This is a genomic window from Halomonas sp. I1 (genome assembly GCF_032334135.1).
Lineage (GTDB): Bacteria > Pseudomonadota > Gammaproteobacteria > Pseudomonadales > Halomonadaceae > Halomonas.
In genome coordinates this window covers 17,488-30,635 of the sequence record NZ_JAVXUS010000007.1, presented here as the reverse complement: position 1 = coordinate 30,635, position 13,148 = coordinate 17,488, and the positions used below count along the sequence as shown (strand labels likewise).

At 63.9% G+C, this 13,148-nt stretch carries 13 protein-coding genes; 4 read left to right on the top strand and 9 right to left on the bottom strand.

Annotation, left to right across the window (positions count from 1 at the left end; genetic code table 11):
• Positions 1-20 precede the first annotated feature (20 nt).
• The gene (ampD, locus tag RSO41_RS09680) at positions 21-584 is read right to left on the bottom strand and encodes a 1,6-anhydro-N-acetylmuramyl-L-alanine amidase AmpD (protein ID WP_315618894.1); all 564 of its coding nucleotides are present in this window, start codon (positions 582-584) and stop codon (positions 21-23) included.
• Positions 585-663: 79 nt separating this feature from the next.
• Here ampD and nadC point away from each other — a divergent pair, with 79 nt between their 5' ends.
• On the top strand, positions 664-1,515 hold the full coding sequence (gene nadC / locus RSO41_RS09675; protein ID WP_315618893.1) for a carboxylating nicotinate-nucleotide diphosphorylase: 852 nt from the start codon (positions 664-666) through the stop codon (positions 1,513-1,515).
• A 5-nt stretch (positions 1,516-1,520) separates the two neighbouring features.
• Here nadC and RSO41_RS09670 read toward each other — a convergent pair whose 3' ends face one another.
• Positions 1,521-2,078 carry a GNAT family N-acetyltransferase gene (locus tag RSO41_RS09670; RefSeq protein WP_315618892.1) on the bottom strand — a complete coding sequence of 186 codons (558 nt, stop codon included), beginning with the start codon at positions 2,076-2,078 and terminating at the stop codon, positions 1,521-1,523.
• A 92-nt stretch (positions 2,079-2,170) separates the two neighbouring features.
• Between RSO41_RS09670 and tsaA the strand changes: the two genes are divergently transcribed.
• Complete coding sequence (tsaA, locus tag RSO41_RS09665) at positions 2,171-2,893, top strand: tRNA (N6-threonylcarbamoyladenosine(37)-N6)-methyltransferase TrmO (protein ID WP_315618891.1); 723 nt, start codon at positions 2,171-2,173, stop codon at positions 2,891-2,893.
• Positions 2,894-2,949: 56 nt separating this feature from the next.
• Here the strand turns inward: tsaA and purC are convergent, their stop codons facing one another.
• The 4 genes from purC to dapA all read right to left on the bottom strand — a co-directional run bounded on the left by purC (position 2,950) and on the right by dapA (position 6,637).
• Complete coding sequence (gene purC, locus RSO41_RS09660; protein WP_315618889.1) at positions 2,950-3,663, bottom strand: phosphoribosylaminoimidazolesuccinocarboxamide synthase; 714 nt, start codon at positions 3,661-3,663, stop codon at positions 2,950-2,952.
• A gap of 278 nt (positions 3,664-3,941) precedes the next feature.
• Positions 3,942-4,733: an MBL fold metallo-hydrolase gene (locus tag RSO41_RS09655; protein ID WP_315618888.1), complete on the bottom strand. Its 792-nt coding sequence runs from the start codon at positions 4,731-4,733 to the stop codon at positions 3,942-3,944.
• Positions 4,733-5,707, bottom strand: coding sequence for a lipoprotein-34 (locus tag RSO41_RS09650; protein WP_315618887.1), 975 nt, complete (start codon positions 5,705-5,707; stop codon positions 4,733-4,735). Before RSO41_RS09650 ends, RSO41_RS09655 begins: the two co-directional genes overlap by 1 nt.
• Before the next feature lie 45 nt (positions 5,708-5,752).
• Entirely contained in the window at positions 5,753-6,637 is an 885-nt protein-coding gene (gene dapA / locus RSO41_RS09645; RefSeq protein ID WP_315618886.1) for a 4-hydroxy-tetrahydrodipicolinate synthase, read from the bottom strand.
• A 185-nt stretch (positions 6,638-6,822) separates the two neighbouring features.
• Between dapA and RSO41_RS09640 the strand changes: the two genes are divergently transcribed.
• Positions 6,823-7,299, top strand: coding sequence for a peroxiredoxin (locus RSO41_RS09640; protein WP_315618885.1), 477 nt, complete (start codon positions 6,823-6,825; stop codon positions 7,297-7,299).
• A gap of 289 nt (positions 7,300-7,588) precedes the next feature.
• On the opposite strand, the gene RSO41_RS09635 is transcribed toward RSO41_RS09640, so the two are convergent.
• Together RSO41_RS09635 and RSO41_RS09630 are read right to left on the bottom strand one after the other, a co-directional pair.
• Positions 7,589-8,707, bottom strand: a complete 1,119-nt coding sequence (locus RSO41_RS09635; protein ID WP_315618884.1) for an AI-2E family transporter — start codon at positions 8,705-8,707, stop codon at positions 7,589-7,591.
• Positions 8,704-8,952 (bottom strand): sulfurtransferase TusA family protein, encoded by a 249-nt coding sequence (locus RSO41_RS09630; protein ID WP_315618883.1) that lies wholly within the window; start codon positions 8,950-8,952, stop codon positions 8,704-8,706. The genes RSO41_RS09635 and RSO41_RS09630 overlap by 4 nt, the downstream gene beginning before the upstream one ends.
• Positions 8,953-9,094: 142 nt before the next feature.
• Here RSO41_RS09630 and RSO41_RS09625 point away from each other — a divergent pair, with 142 nt between their 5' ends.
• Positions 9,095-10,555 carry a M48 family metalloprotease gene (locus RSO41_RS09625; protein ID WP_315618882.1) on the top strand — a complete coding sequence of 487 codons (1,461 nt, stop codon included), beginning with the start codon at positions 9,095-9,097 and terminating at the stop codon, positions 10,553-10,555.
• A 136-nt stretch (positions 10,556-10,691) separates the two neighbouring features.
• Here RSO41_RS09625 and lon read toward each other — a convergent pair whose 3' ends face one another.
• Positions 10,692-13,124 carry an endopeptidase La gene (gene lon, locus RSO41_RS09620; protein ID WP_315618881.1) on the bottom strand — a complete coding sequence of 811 codons (2,433 nt, stop codon included), beginning with the start codon at positions 13,122-13,124 and terminating at the stop codon, positions 10,692-10,694.
• Positions 13,125-13,148: the final 24 nt, after the last annotated feature.

The window sequence follows — 13,148 nt, the reverse complement described above, 5'->3', positions numbered from 1 at the left end:
AATGAATGTTTTTTTACGTACTATCGCGTCCCTTTTCCCAACATTTGGCGGAAATAGGCCCAATCGAAGGCTGGCCCTGGGTCGCTCTTGCGTAATGGCGCAACACGGGCATGACTGGTGATGCGATCAGGCGTGATGGCCGGGTAGTACACCAGCAGGCGCTGGGTGGCATGCACCAGGGAACGGTATTGCGCTTCGGTATAGGGCGTCACCTCATCCCCTTCCAGCTCTATGCCCACCGAAAAGTCGTTCAGCGCCCGGCGCCAGCGTTTGCCATCGCGCCACCAGGAGCGTCCAGCGTGCCAGGCGCGGGCCGTGAACGGCACGAACTGCACACAGGTGCCATCACGCCGGATCAACAAGTGAGCCGACACTCGCAACCCCTGAATCCCGGCGAAATAGGGGTGCACCTCAGGATCCAGGCGATTGGTGAACAGGCGCTCGATGGCATCCCCTGTGAAAACGCCCGGTGGCAGACTGATGGAATGCAGGACCAGCAAGGATACCTCTCCCTCCGGTCGCGCATCCTGATTGGGCGACGTCACACGACGCGCGTCCTCCAGCCACCCCTGGTCGATCGGCATGCTTTCCCCCTGACGTCGGTGCGTCGCTTTCCTCTATAATGAACGCCTCCCGCTTTCCAGCACAGAGACGATCCTCGCCATGCACTATCAGGATGCCCTCGCCGAAGAGATCCGCGACAGCGCCGCCCGGCTGCTGGCCGAGGATGTCGGCCCCGGCGATATCACCGCCGAACTGATTGCCGAGAAACACTGGGCCCGCGCCCGGGTGATCACCCGGGAGGACACCGTGTTGTGCGGCGTGGCCTGGGTCGACGAACTTTTCCGTCGCCTCGACCCCCGCGTCATCCTTCACTGGCAGGCCGCCGACGGCGACCGACTGAGCGCCGACCAGGTCTTCCTCGAGCTCGAAGGGCCGGCACGCAGTCTCCTGACCGGCGAGCGCGCGGCACTGAACCTGCTGCAGACGCTCTCCGGCACGGCCACCCGCACCCGTCACTACGTCGACCTGCTCGATGGAACGGGTGTTCGCGTGCTGGACACCCGCAAGACACTCCCCGGTCTTCGCCTGGCGCAGAAATACGCGGTGTCCTGCGGTGGCGGCCACAACCACCGTATCGGACTCTACGACGCCTTTCTGATCAAGGAGAATCACATCGCGTCCTGCGGCGGCATCGCGGCGGCCGTAAGAGAGGCAAGGGATATCGCCCGTGACCTGCCGGTAGAGGTCGAAGTGGAAAGCTTCGCAGAGCTCGACCAGGCCCTCGAGGCCGGCGCGGACGTGATCATGCTCGACAACTTCTCGCTGGACGATATGCGCGAGGCCGTGCGACGCACCGCGGGACGCGCCACGCTCGAGGCCTCGGGCAATGTCGACGAGACCACGCTCAAGGCCATCGCCGCCACAGGCGTGGACTGCATCTCCAGCGGCGCTCTGACCAAGGACGTCAAGGCGATCGATTTGTCGATGCGTGTCCTCGAGCTGAACGGCTGACGTCGTCAGGTCTCGACCGCCACCAACGATTTTTCCAGGATCCGACGGCGCAGTCGCTGGCCGCCGCGTTCGACCCACTCCTCACGTACGCGCCGCCAGCCACGGTGTTCCAGGCCATCGGCCAGCACCAGGCTGGCGGCGATATCGACCCGACCGGCGCCACGCTCGACCAGCAGGCGCTCGGCATGCACCAGCAGGGTCGAACCGATACCACGGCGGGCCAGCGAGGGCCATACGTAGAGCGACTCCACGCGATCATGTCGCAGATCGAGCTCCAGAAACCCGACGCAGCGACCATCACAGCTCGCCACCAGGGTGGTATAGAGCGCCTGTCGCGCTACCCAGGCACTGCCGTCTCTGGGCAACACGGCGGCCCAGGCCTCTCGGGCCTGCTGGTCGTAATAACCCATGGCCCCCTGCATTACGGCATGATGGAAGACCTCGGCCTGGTCGGCGCCGTCCTTCGCCTGAGCGAGACGATAAAAAATACGTGGCGTTTTCCGTTCCTGGGAGGCATCACGGCACGGAGTCTCCGATGCTCCCTCGATGTCGGCATGACGCATGCGTGACTTCCTGAGATGATGAAACCGCCCAGAGACTACACAAGCCAGGCCCCCGGGCCAATGCCCGAACGCGACAAGCCGTGGAACCGAGAATGCCCGCACCCCCTTGCCCCCCTGTCACCCTGACGCCCATCGGCCACATCGAGAGCGACTACCCCGACAAGTTCGGCGTGCCGCGCCAGCCCGGGCTCGCCGACGCCGCCCGAGCCCGCCTGGTACTGACCGCTCCCTTCGACGACCCCTTGGCGGTACGCGGCCTGGAGGCCTTCAGCCACCTCTGGATCACCTTTCTCTTCCACCTCAGTCCCGAACGCTGGACACCGCTGGTACGCCCGCCCCGCCTGGGCGGCAACGCCAGAATCGGCGTCTTCGCCAGCCGCAGCACCCACCGCCCCAATCGCCTGGGCCAGTCGCTGGTGGAGCTGGAAGGCATCGACACCGATGACTCAGGCGTACGCCTGCGGCTGCGCGGCGTCGACCTCGTCGACGGCACCCCGGTGCTGGATATCAAGCCCTACCTGCCCTGGGCGGAATCCCGCCCCGAGGCTCGCACCGGTTTCGCCCCCGCCCCACCGCCCCGCTTGCCGGTACGCATCAACCGCGCCGCACAGGCCGCCCTCGATACCCGACCCGACGCCGAGTCATTGCGCGCCCTGATTCATCAGGTGCTGGCCCAGGACCCGCGCCCCGCCTATCGCCGCGGCGCGGAAGAGCGCATCTACGGCGTACGATTGCGCGACGTGGACGTGCGCTTTCGAGCCCTCGAAGACTCGGGCGAGACACGACTGGAAGTCGTCGAGATCGTGATGGTGTAAGGGACAGCAACGACGAAGGGCCCCGCGGGGCCCTTCGTTCGGCATGGCGGTCGTCTTCAGCTGAAGTCGACGCCGATCCGCTTGCCGACTTCCTCATAAGCCTCGATCACACCACCCAGGCCCTGTCGGAAACGGTCCTTGTCGAGTTTCTCGCGGGTCTCGGCGTCCCACAGGCGGCAGCCGTCCGGGGAAAACTCGTCGCCCAGCACGATCCCGCCCTGGAAGAGGCCGAATTCGAGCTTGTAATCCACCAGCAGCAGGCCACCATCGGCAAACAGCTGCTTGAGGACATCATTGACCCGGTACGTCAGGGACTTCATTTCGGCGAGCTGCTCGGGCGTCGCCCAACCAAAGGTCTCCGCCAGCGACTCGTTGATCATCGGGTCGTGCAGGGCATCATCCTTGAGGAACAGTTCGAAGGTGGGGGGCGCCAGCTCGCTGCCCTCTTCCACGCCCAGGCGCTTGACCAGGCCGCCGGCGGCGATATTGCGGACCACGCACTCCACCGGCAGCATGTCGAGCTTCTTGACCACGCTCTCGGTATCGGAAAGCAGCCGCTCATAGTGGGTGGGAATTCCTGCTTCCTGCAGCTTCTCCATGATGAAGGCATTGAAGCGATTGTTGACCTTGCCCTTGCGCGCCAGCGACTCCATGCGCTCACCGTCGAAGGCGCTGGTGTCATCGCGAAAGTGCAGGATCAGACGATCGGGATCATCGGTGGCATACACCGACTTGGCCTTGCCGGCATAGAGTTCTTGACGCTTGTCCATGGGAGCCTCCAGGGCAATAGGATGTATAACCTTGGGGAAACACTGTTTAAATGCCTGCGCATGCGAATCGCTTCATTACGCGGTGCTCGAAAGCTCGCCTAACCCCTCGTTATGTCTCGCTTTCTGTGCTCCGTGCGCCTCGCGTGACCCACATGGATGTGGGAAATGCGATGGCCCGTCGGGAACGGGCCTAGCCATCACTATGCTCGGCTATTTCTTCAGCGTTTCCCTTGGCGTTGCCCGAGGTCGCGCGGGTGGCCTCGGGCATCTCTGTATGTTCAGCGGATCATCCGCCAGTCCAGCCCCTGATCCTGAGCGGCCACCGTCAGACGCGACGCCTCTCCGTCGAGCAGCGGGTCCAGCGCTTCCACGGCCAGCTCGGGGCGGTTGTTGTGCTCGGACAGATGCGAGCAGACGATGTGCTGCAGGCGGTCCAGGCCAAGCCGCTGCAACAGCCAGGCCGCCTGTTCATTGGCGAGGTGTCCCCAGTGGCCACCGACCCGGCGCTTCAGGCTCGGCGGATAAGGCCCCGTCTCCAATAACCGCACATCGTGATTGCATTCCAGCACCAAGGCATCGCAGCCATGGAAAGCCTCGACCACATGGGCGCTGGGGTGACCAAGATCGGTCAGCAGGCCGAGCCGCCGTCCGGAGGCGGAAAGACGAAACTGCACTGGCTCCCGGGCATCATGGGGCACGGTGACCGGGTCGACCTCGATTCCTCTGATCCGAAAGGGCGAGTGGGGCGTTATCCAGTGGCGATGCGGCAGTCGACCGGTGCGGCCCGCCATCCAGGTCCCCGGCGTCAGATAGACGGGCATGCCGTATTTCCTGGCCAGAGGGCCGACGCCATGCAGGTGATCGCCATGCTCATGGGTCACCAGCAAGGCGTCGAGCTGGCGTGGGTGCAGTCCGAGCCGCCCCAGTCGGCGCTCGGCCTCCTTGAGGCCAAAACCGCAATCGACCAGCAGGTGCGTCTCACCATCGCTGACCAGGGTCGCATTGCCCTTGCTGCCGCTGCCCAGGGACGCGAAGCGCAACCGGCCCGGGTCATCGAGCGGCGCCGTCATCAGCGCAGCAAGCCTCCGACCCGCTCCAGCAGTTCACGCCTGTCGTTCGACGCGAGGGGCGCATCGCCAGCGGCGCTGGCGCGTACCAGCGTCTGGTTCGCCCCCTGGCGGCTCAGGGCCAGACGCAGCCGGCTCGATTCCTCATCGAAATCCATCGAGGTCAGCGAATCCCAGAGCCCCCGACTACGCTCGCTGAGGGGCAGATAGTCGACCAGGAAGGAGTACGAGCCAAGGTCTCGCTCCACCAGCTGGCGACGCCCTTCCAGGGAAAAATCCGCCTCGAGTTGAGCGCTGAGTTCCGCCCAGGCACGTTCGATGCCGTAGGGCAGCATCAGTTGCCATTCTCCGTCACGCTGGGCCAGTCGCGGCGAGCGATCCTGCTGCCCCATCTGGCCCTGGGCCGAGAGCCCGGATGCGGTCGCGCTGGCCAGATTGCTGCGTTGCTCGAAGCGACGCTCAAGCGCCTTCAGGCAGCCGTCGACGGGAGCGCCTGCCTGCTCGCAACGGATCTCGCTCTCCCCCTGCTGCAACCCCGGGGCGACACTGATACGCCCCTGGTCGGTGTCCAGTACACCACGGCTATCGTCCCGAGATATCACGTTCAGCCCACGAGTGGTGGCGAAATCCTCGATTTCGGACCAGACGACGCCGGGAGTGGCCCCCACCACCAACCAGCGCTGGTCACCGGCCTCACGGCGAGCCACCTCACCGGCCGACACACCGCTGCCGGCATTCAGGGCGCGGGGGGGAGGCGCCCGAAAGTCGTCGCCCTGGGAGGCAAAAGCCCCGGGGGCATCCGGGACCGGCATGACATCGCGGTAACGGCGCGTATTGCGCGTATCGGGCAGCGCCAGGGGCGCGCCTTCCTCGGCCTTGGCATAATCGACGCTGCGGTTATCGTAGTAACCTTCTCGAGCGCAACCCGCCAGAGCCAAAGCGGCCAGCAGCGGCATCCATTTCAGCGCAGAGTTCATGCATCCACCTTGCATCATGTCATTGGAGATGGCCTCGGCCACCGCTCAGTCTTCGATCAGGCCCGCCAGCTGCAGGGCTTCGCTGACGGTAGAGTGATACTTCTCGGATAACCAGGTCAGCGGTAGACGGATGCCCGGCTCCAGCATGCCCATCCGGTTCAGGGCCCACTTGACCGGAATCGGGTTGGCCTCGATCCCCAGGTTGGTGTGCAGCGGCATCAACCGGGTATTGATCTGATGGGCCTTGTCGGTCTCGCCGGCAACGGCGGCGGCACACAGGTCATGCATGGCTCGAGGCGCGACATTGGCCGTCACCGAAATGTCGCCATGGCCCCCCATCAGCATGAAGTCACAGGCCGTGCCATCATCACCGGAATAGAGCATGAAATCACTGCCTTCGAGACGGGCGATCAGATCCTCGGCGCGCTCCAGGTTGCCGGTGGCATCCTTGAGGCCGACGATGTTGTCCACCTCGGCCAGACGCAGAACCGTCTCGTTATAGATATCGGAGCAGGTTCGGCCCGGCACGTTGTAGAGGATCACCGGCAGGTCGCTGGTCTCGGCAATGGCCTTGAAGTGCTGATAGAGGCCTTCCTGGGTCGGCTTGTTGTAATAGGGCGCCACGGTGAGGCAATAGTCGGCCCCGACCTCCTTGGCATAACGGGTCAGTTCCACCGCCTCGGTGGTGTTGTTGGAGCCGGTACCGGCAATCACCGGAATACGGCCACCGACCTCCTCCACCACGGCGCGAATCACGTCGAAGTGTTCGGCGAACGACATGGTCGTCGGTTCACCGGTGGTGCCCGCCGCGACGATGGCGTCGGTCCCGTTGTCGAGATGGAAGTGAACCAGGCGGCGCAGGGCCTCCCAGTCGATGTCGCCATTGACTTTCATCGGTGTCGCCAGCGCGACGATGCTACCCGTGATCATCCTCTACTCATCCTCCCGGCCTGCCTGATATACGCGGCCTCCGCGGGCTCGCGCCCGGTCGATGTCTCGCCGCCAGGGGTCAAATGGTACTCAGGGCGTCAAGGCCTGTACAGCGACGACTTTACAGTTCGGTCGCGGTTGCGTGTAATCAGGGTCCCCATTTCCTCACCAGCCCAGGAGACGCCATGAGCATCACCCTTGGTCAGCCCGTTCCCGACTTCACCGCCACCGCCACCGGCGACACCCAATTGACCCTGTCGGAGCTGCGCGGCAAGCAGGTCGTCGTCTACTTCTACCCCAAGGCGAGCACCCCCGGGTGCACCACCGAGGGAGGCGACTTCCGAGACAACAAGACGGCGTTCGATGCCGCCAACACAGTGATCATCGGCATCTCCCGGGACGGCATTCGCGCCCAGGAAAACTTCAAGGCCAAGCAGGACTTCAACTTCCCGTTGATCTCCGACAAGGACGAAGCCGTCTGCCGGTTGTTCGATGTCATCAAGCTCAAGAAACTGTACGGCAAGGAGCACCTGGGGATCGAGCGGAGCACCTTCCTGATCGATGTCGACGGCAACCTCGCCCGGGAGTGGCGGGGCGTCAAGGTCAAGGGCCATGTCGCCGAGGTACTGGAGGCCGCGCAGGCACTGCACGCCGGCGAATGACGTCCGGCCCCGGCGCTCTTAGGGAACGCTGAATAAATCGCCGAGCATCGTGAAGGCTAGGCCCGTTCCCGACGGGCCATCGCATTTCCCACATCCATGTGGGTCACGCAAGGCGCACGGAGCACAGAAAGCGAGACATAACGAGGGGTTAGGCGAGCTTTCGAGCACCGCGCACAAATTCGCCGGGAGCGAATTTGAACCGTCTTTAGACGGGCCCGCAGGGTAGCCGCCAAGGATGGCGGCTATAGCGCAGCGATTTGCATGCGCAGGCATTTAAGCAGTGTTTCCCTTACCCGTCGATGCCTTCACCGGTCTCAACGGGCGCTTCCGCCGATACTTCTTCGCGGCGTTGCTGAATCCCTCTCGGCCAGGCATAGACCAGCGCCTTGAGCAACGTCGCCAGCGGAATGGCGAAGAAGATCCCCCAGAACCCCCAGATACCGCCGAAGAACAGGACCGCCAGGATGATCGAGACCGGGTGCAGGTTGACCGCCTCGGAGAACAGCACCGGCACCAGGACATTGCCATCCAGCGCCTGGATAACGCCATAGGCGATCAGCACATAGGCAAACTGCTCGCTGATACCGAAATGAAAGCCCGCCACCGCCGCCACCGGCAGCGTGGCCACGGCCGCTCCGATATAGGGCACCAGTACCGAGAGCCCGACCAGCACGGCCAGCAATGCCGAATATGGCAGGCCGAAGCAGATGAAGGTGAAGAAGGCCACACTGCCGACGATGATGATCTCGATGAACTTGCCGCGTACATAGTTGGCGATCTGGTCATCCATTTCGTGCCAGATGCGTGTCATCAACTCACGGCGTTGCGGCAACAGCGACACCGTGAAGCCCACCAGGCGATCCCGGTCCTTGAGCATGAAAAACACCAGGATCGGTACCAGCACCAGATAGATGATCAGCGACAGCACGTTACCGAGCGACGACAGCGACAACGACAACGCACGCTGGCCAAGCTGGGTCATCTCGCGGCCCGCCATGCCGATCCAGGACTGGATCTGGTCCGGCGTCACCAGCTGCGGATAGCGGGCCTGGAGATCATCGAGCAGGGACTGCCCACTGGCGAACATCCGAGGGGTTTCCTGCAGCAGGTTGACCAACTGGTTCCAGATCAACGGCATCAGGATAAGCGCCATCGCCAGCAGCACGCCGAGAAAGCCGAGAAACACCAGCAACACCGCCAGCAAATGAGGCACCCGCCGGCGCGTCAGGCCATTGACGGCCCCCTGAAGCAGAAAGGCAATGACCAGTGCCGTCAGGAAGGGGGCCAGCATCTGCCCCAGCCATATCACCACGGCAAAGCCCAGGACCAGTACCAGCAGCAGGATGACGGCTTCCTCGTCGGAGAAATAACGCTCCATCCAGCCTCGAAGCAGTGACCTCAGGGTCATCGGGCATGCTCCCCTGCCTTGCGAATCCAGTAGTGATAGACGTCGCCTCGCTCTTCGCGGGCCGGCATCTCATGGTCACTCTGCGCGATGAAGGTTTCGAAGTCCCGCCAGGACCCCCCATCGGTCGCCATCACTTCCAGCAGCTCTCCCGGCTCCAGCCGGGCCAGGGCCTGCTTGGCCTTGAGCAAGGGCAGCGGACAGGGAAGACCACGTGCGTCGAGCACATCGTCGGGTTGCACAGTCATGTTGTCTCCCGGGAGAATGCTTGGGCATGCCGGATCGGCAGAGGCGCGCCTCCGACATGAACTCTTGGGATTTAAAGGCACTTTGTCGACTGAATCAATGTCGGATGGAAAGTGCCTCCCCCTGTTCCGTGACGAGGAAGCCATGCAACGTCGACCCTTAACCTGCCTCGGCATCGCGGCACTGTGTCTGGCACTGGCGACCCCGAGCGCTGCCCTCGATCTCGACCTCGAGCCGCCCGAGCTTCCCAGCCTGGTCAATGGCAATACCCAGGCCATCAGTGGTGAGGAGGTCAGGCTCGGCCGTGCCTGGCTTCGCCAGTTTCGAGCTCATGCGCCCATCTGGCAGGATCCTATCGCCCAGGCATACGTGGACGCCCTGGTGGCACGCCTGTTGCCCTACAGCTCGCTCGGCGGCATTCGCCCGATCTCCACCCTGGTTGCCAGCGACCAGCTCAATGCCTTCGCTGTGCCCGGCGGCGTCATCGGCATCAATGCCGGCTTGTTCGCCTTCTCCAAGCAGGAGGCCCCGATGGTCTCGGTGATCGCCCACGAGCTCGGCCACCTGTCGCAACGACATTACGCCCGTGGCAAGGCGCGTGCAGAGCAGACCCAGATTCCGGCCATGGCCGCCATGCTGGCCGGCATGCTGATCGCCGCCAGTGGTGGCGGCGACGCCGGCATTGCCGCCGCCATGGGCTCCCAGGCCGCCTTCATCCAGGACCAGTTGTCCTATTCACGACGTTTCGAGCACGAAGCCGATCGCACCGGCCTGCAGACCATGGCGGGAGCCGGTTACGACCCTCAGGCCATGGTCGACATGTTTCGCACCATGCAGCGCATGATCGCCCTGCAAGGCGGTAACCCGCCGGAATTCCTGCTGACCCACCCGATAACGGAGTCACGCATCAGCGATGCTCAGGGGCGGGTCGACCAGATGAATGTCGATGCCACTCGTGGAGAAAGCCTCGAGTATCAGCTGGTGCGAGCCAGGGCCCTGCTGGCCATCCATGACCGCGACCCTCGCCAGGCCACCACTCGGCAGGCCCGCGACTCGGCTCCCGAGGACGCTCGGCGCTACCTGCGGGCACTGATCGATGCCGAGCAGGGCCGCACCAGCGAGGCGCTGGATATCCTGGACGCCCTGGCGCGTCGACATCCCGATCTAGCGATGCTACCCGCCACGGCGGCCCAGGTCGCGCTGGAGGCTGGCCGCATCGACGACGCCATTTCACGCAGCCGACGGCAATTGCGCCTGATGCCGGGGTATGCGCCCACCTCACTGATACTGGGCGAAGCCCTGCTGCAACGCGATCCCGATGCGGCCTACCGCGTGCTTCACGACCTGGCCGGGCAGCATCCGGAGGATCCCCAGGTTTTCGCCCTGCTTGCCGAAGCCGCCGGCCACAGCGACCGCAAGGCCTGGGGCCACCTCGCCCGAGCCGAGCAGTTGCAGCTCACCGGCCACATCGACCGGGGCATCGAGCAGCTAGACGTCGCCAAGGACGTCGCCGAGCAATCCGGCGACACCAACGCCATCGCCCAGGCCGAACAGCGCCGCGACGCCTTCATCGGCTACCGGGAAACGATGGAAGACTTTCGTTAGAGCGACGAGCGACGAGCGACGAGCGACGAGCGACGAGCGACGAGCGACGAGCGACGAGCATCAGGGTCTCCTGCCACCCGGAGATCGCAACCTCAATCTCGCATCTCGCATCTCGCATCTCGAAGCTCGTTACCGACTAACCGAACACGACCTTGGCCACATCACGATAGTGACCGGCGAAGTGTACCGTGACACCTTCCCGCAGGTAGTCCGGCAACTCCTCGTAATCGCGACGGTTAGCATCGGGCAGGATCACCTCGAATATCTCGCTGCGCCGGGCAGCGATGATCTTTTCGCGGATCCCGCCGACCGGTAGCACCTGGCCCGTGAGCGTCAACTCGCCGGTCATGGCCAACGGCCTGTCGATGGGCTCGTGCCGCGCCAGGGACAGCAGCGCCGTGGTCATGGTCACGCCGGCCGACGGCCCATCCTTTGGCGTGGCCCCTTCGGGCACGTGCAGGTGCACGAAGGCCGAGTCGAAGAAGTCCGGCTCGGCGTCGTAATCGCCGAGGTGGCCAAGCACATAGCTGTAAGCGATGTTGGCCGACTCCTTCATCACCTCGCCCAGCTGGCCGGTCAGCTTGAAGCCACGATCCAGGGCATGCACCTTGCCGGCCTCCACGGAGAGGGTCGCGCCCCCCATGGCGGTCCAGGCCAGGCCAGTGACCACGCCCTCGCCCTTCATGACCTTTTCCTTGCGGAAGGTCGGGGCCCCGAGGAATTCCTCGAGGTTCTTCACTGAAACCTTGATCGTCTGCTGACCATTCTCGAGCAGCTTGACCGCCGCCTTGCGCACGATGCGATGCAGCTGTTTCTCGAGCTGACGCACTCCTGCCTCGCGAGCATAGCCTTCGATGACCTGGCGCAGGGCCGCATCGGTGAGGTTGATGCGCTTCTTGGGAATGTGGTCGCGTTTCAGCAGCTTGGGCCAGAGGTGATGCTTGGCAATCGCCACTTTCTCCTCGGCGATATAGCCGGAGAGGCGGATCTGCTCCATGCGATCGAGCAAGGCGGGAGGCAGTGAATCCAGGGTGTTGGCGGTGCAGACGAACAACACCTTGGAGAGGTCGAGCCGGACATCCAGATAGTGGTCGAGGAAATCGACATTCTGTTCCGGGTCGAGCACCTCGAGCAGTGCCGAGGCGGGATCGCCCTGGAAGGACTGCCCCATCTTGTCGACTTCATCGAGCATGATGACCGGGTTCTCGACCTCGACTTCCTTGATCGCCTGGACCAGCTTGCCGGGCATGGCACCCACATAGGTCCGCCGGTGCCCCTTGATCTCAGCCTCGTCGCGCATGCCGCCCACCGAGAAGCGGTAGAACTGGCGCCCCAGAGCCTCGGCGATGGAGCGCCCCACCGAGGTCTTGCCGACCCCCGGGGGACCGACCAGCAGCAGGATGGAGCCGCCGACATCCCCCTTGAAGGTCCCTTCGGCGAGGAATTCGACGATGCGTTCCTTGACGTCCTTGAGGCCATCGTGATCGCGATCCAGCACCTTTCTGGCATGCGCCAGATCGAGTTGGTCATCGCTGGTGACGCCCCAGGGCAGCGAGGTCAGCCAGTCGAGATAGTGGCGCGTGGTGCCATACTCCGGCGATCCGGTCTCCAGCACGGAGAGCTTGTCCAGTTCGTCATTGATACGCTCCATGGCCCGTTCGGGTACCACCTTGTCGGTCAGCCGCGCCCGGAAGGTATCGACATCATTCTCGCGGTCATCCTTGGAAATGCCCAGTTCCCGCTGGATCACCTTGAGCTGCTCGCGCAGGAAGAACTCCCGCTGGCGCTCCTGCATCTGGGCGTTGACCTGCTCGCTGATCTCGCTCTGCAACTGAGCGACGTCGATCTCCTTGCGCAGCAACGGCAATACCTTCTGCATGCGCTCGATCACCGGCAGCGTCGCCAGCACATCCTGCAGCTCCGGCCCCTTGGCCGAGGTGATGGCCGCGGCAAAGTCGGTCAGCGGCCCCGGCTCATGAGGGCTGAAGCGATTGAGATAGTGCTTGAGTTCCTCGCCATAGAGGGGGTTGATCGGCAGCAGCTCCTTGATGCCGTTGATCAACGACATGGCGTAGGCGCGGGTCTCGTCGTCCTCGGCATCGACCGGTTCGCGGGGGTAGCTGACCTCGACGAGATAGGGCGGCTCCTTGGACAGCCAACGCTGAATGCGGAAACGACGCATGCCCTGAGCGATGAACTGCAGCTGCGACTCCTCGCCCTGCAGCTTGTGGACCTTGACCGCCGTACCGACCACCGGAAAATCGTCGTGGCCCAGCTCTTCGACCCCGGTTTCACCGACGAACGCCAGTCCTACCATCTGGTGTGGCGTATTGCCGACGCGGCGAATGGTTTCTTCCCAGCGCTCGCGATTGATCACCAATGGCTGAACCTGAGCGGGGAAGAAAGGACGGTTATGGATCGGCAGCAGATAGACCCGTTCGGGCAGGCTGTCACTGGCCGGGACCACGGCATGACCCGAACCGCTGGACTCGAATGTCTCATCGTTCTCGTCGGCCTGGACCCATTCCAGGCCATCCTGATCGAAACCTTGCTCGTTATCGTCGCTCATGCGTACCTCTATCCTGACAGGACG

Excerpts from the sequence above, each read along its gene's own strand:
- purC (WP_315618889.1), bottom strand. The coding sequence starts at position 3,663 with ATGGACAAGCGTCAAGAACTCTATGCCGGCAAGGCCAAGTCGGTGTAT.
- dapA (WP_315618886.1), bottom strand. The coding sequence starts at position 6,637 with ATGATCACGGGTAGCATCGTCGCGCTGGCGACACCGATGAAAGTCAAT.
- RSO41_RS09625 (WP_315618882.1), top strand. The coding sequence starts at position 9,095 with ATGCAACGTCGACCCTTAACCTGCCTCGGCATCGCGGCACTGTGTCTG.
- nadC (WP_315618893.1), top strand. The coding sequence starts at position 664 with ATGCACTATCAGGATGCCCTCGCCGAAGAGATCCGCGACAGCGCCGCC.
- RSO41_RS09670 (WP_315618892.1), bottom strand. The coding sequence starts at position 2,078 with ATGCGTCATGCCGACATCGAGGGAGCATCGGAGACTCCGTGCCGTGAT.
- RSO41_RS09635 (WP_315618884.1), bottom strand. The coding sequence starts at position 8,707 with ATGACCCTGAGGTCACTGCTTCGAGGCTGGATGGAGCGTTATTTCTCC.
- tsaA (WP_315618891.1), top strand. The coding sequence starts at position 2,171 with ATGCCCGCACCCCCTTGCCCCCCTGTCACCCTGACGCCCATCGGCCAC.
- RSO41_RS09655 (WP_315618888.1), bottom strand. The coding sequence starts at position 4,733 with ATGACGGCGCCGCTCGATGACCCGGGCCGGTTGCGCTTCGCGTCCCTG.
- RSO41_RS09650 (WP_315618887.1), bottom strand. The coding sequence starts at position 5,707 with ATGAACTCTGCGCTGAAATGGATGCCGCTGCTGGCCGCTTTGGCTCTG.
- lon (WP_315618881.1), bottom strand. The coding sequence starts at position 13,124 with ATGAGCGACGATAACGAGCAAGGTTTCGATCAGGATGGCCTGGAATGG.
- RSO41_RS09640 (WP_315618885.1), top strand. The coding sequence starts at position 6,823 with ATGAGCATCACCCTTGGTCAGCCCGTTCCCGACTTCACCGCCACCGCC.
- RSO41_RS09630 (WP_315618883.1), bottom strand. The coding sequence starts at position 8,952 with ATGACTGTGCAACCCGACGATGTGCTCGACGCACGTGGTCTTCCCTGT.
- ampD (WP_315618894.1), bottom strand. The coding sequence starts at position 584 with ATGCCGATCGACCAGGGGTGGCTGGAGGACGCGCGTCGTGTGACGTCG.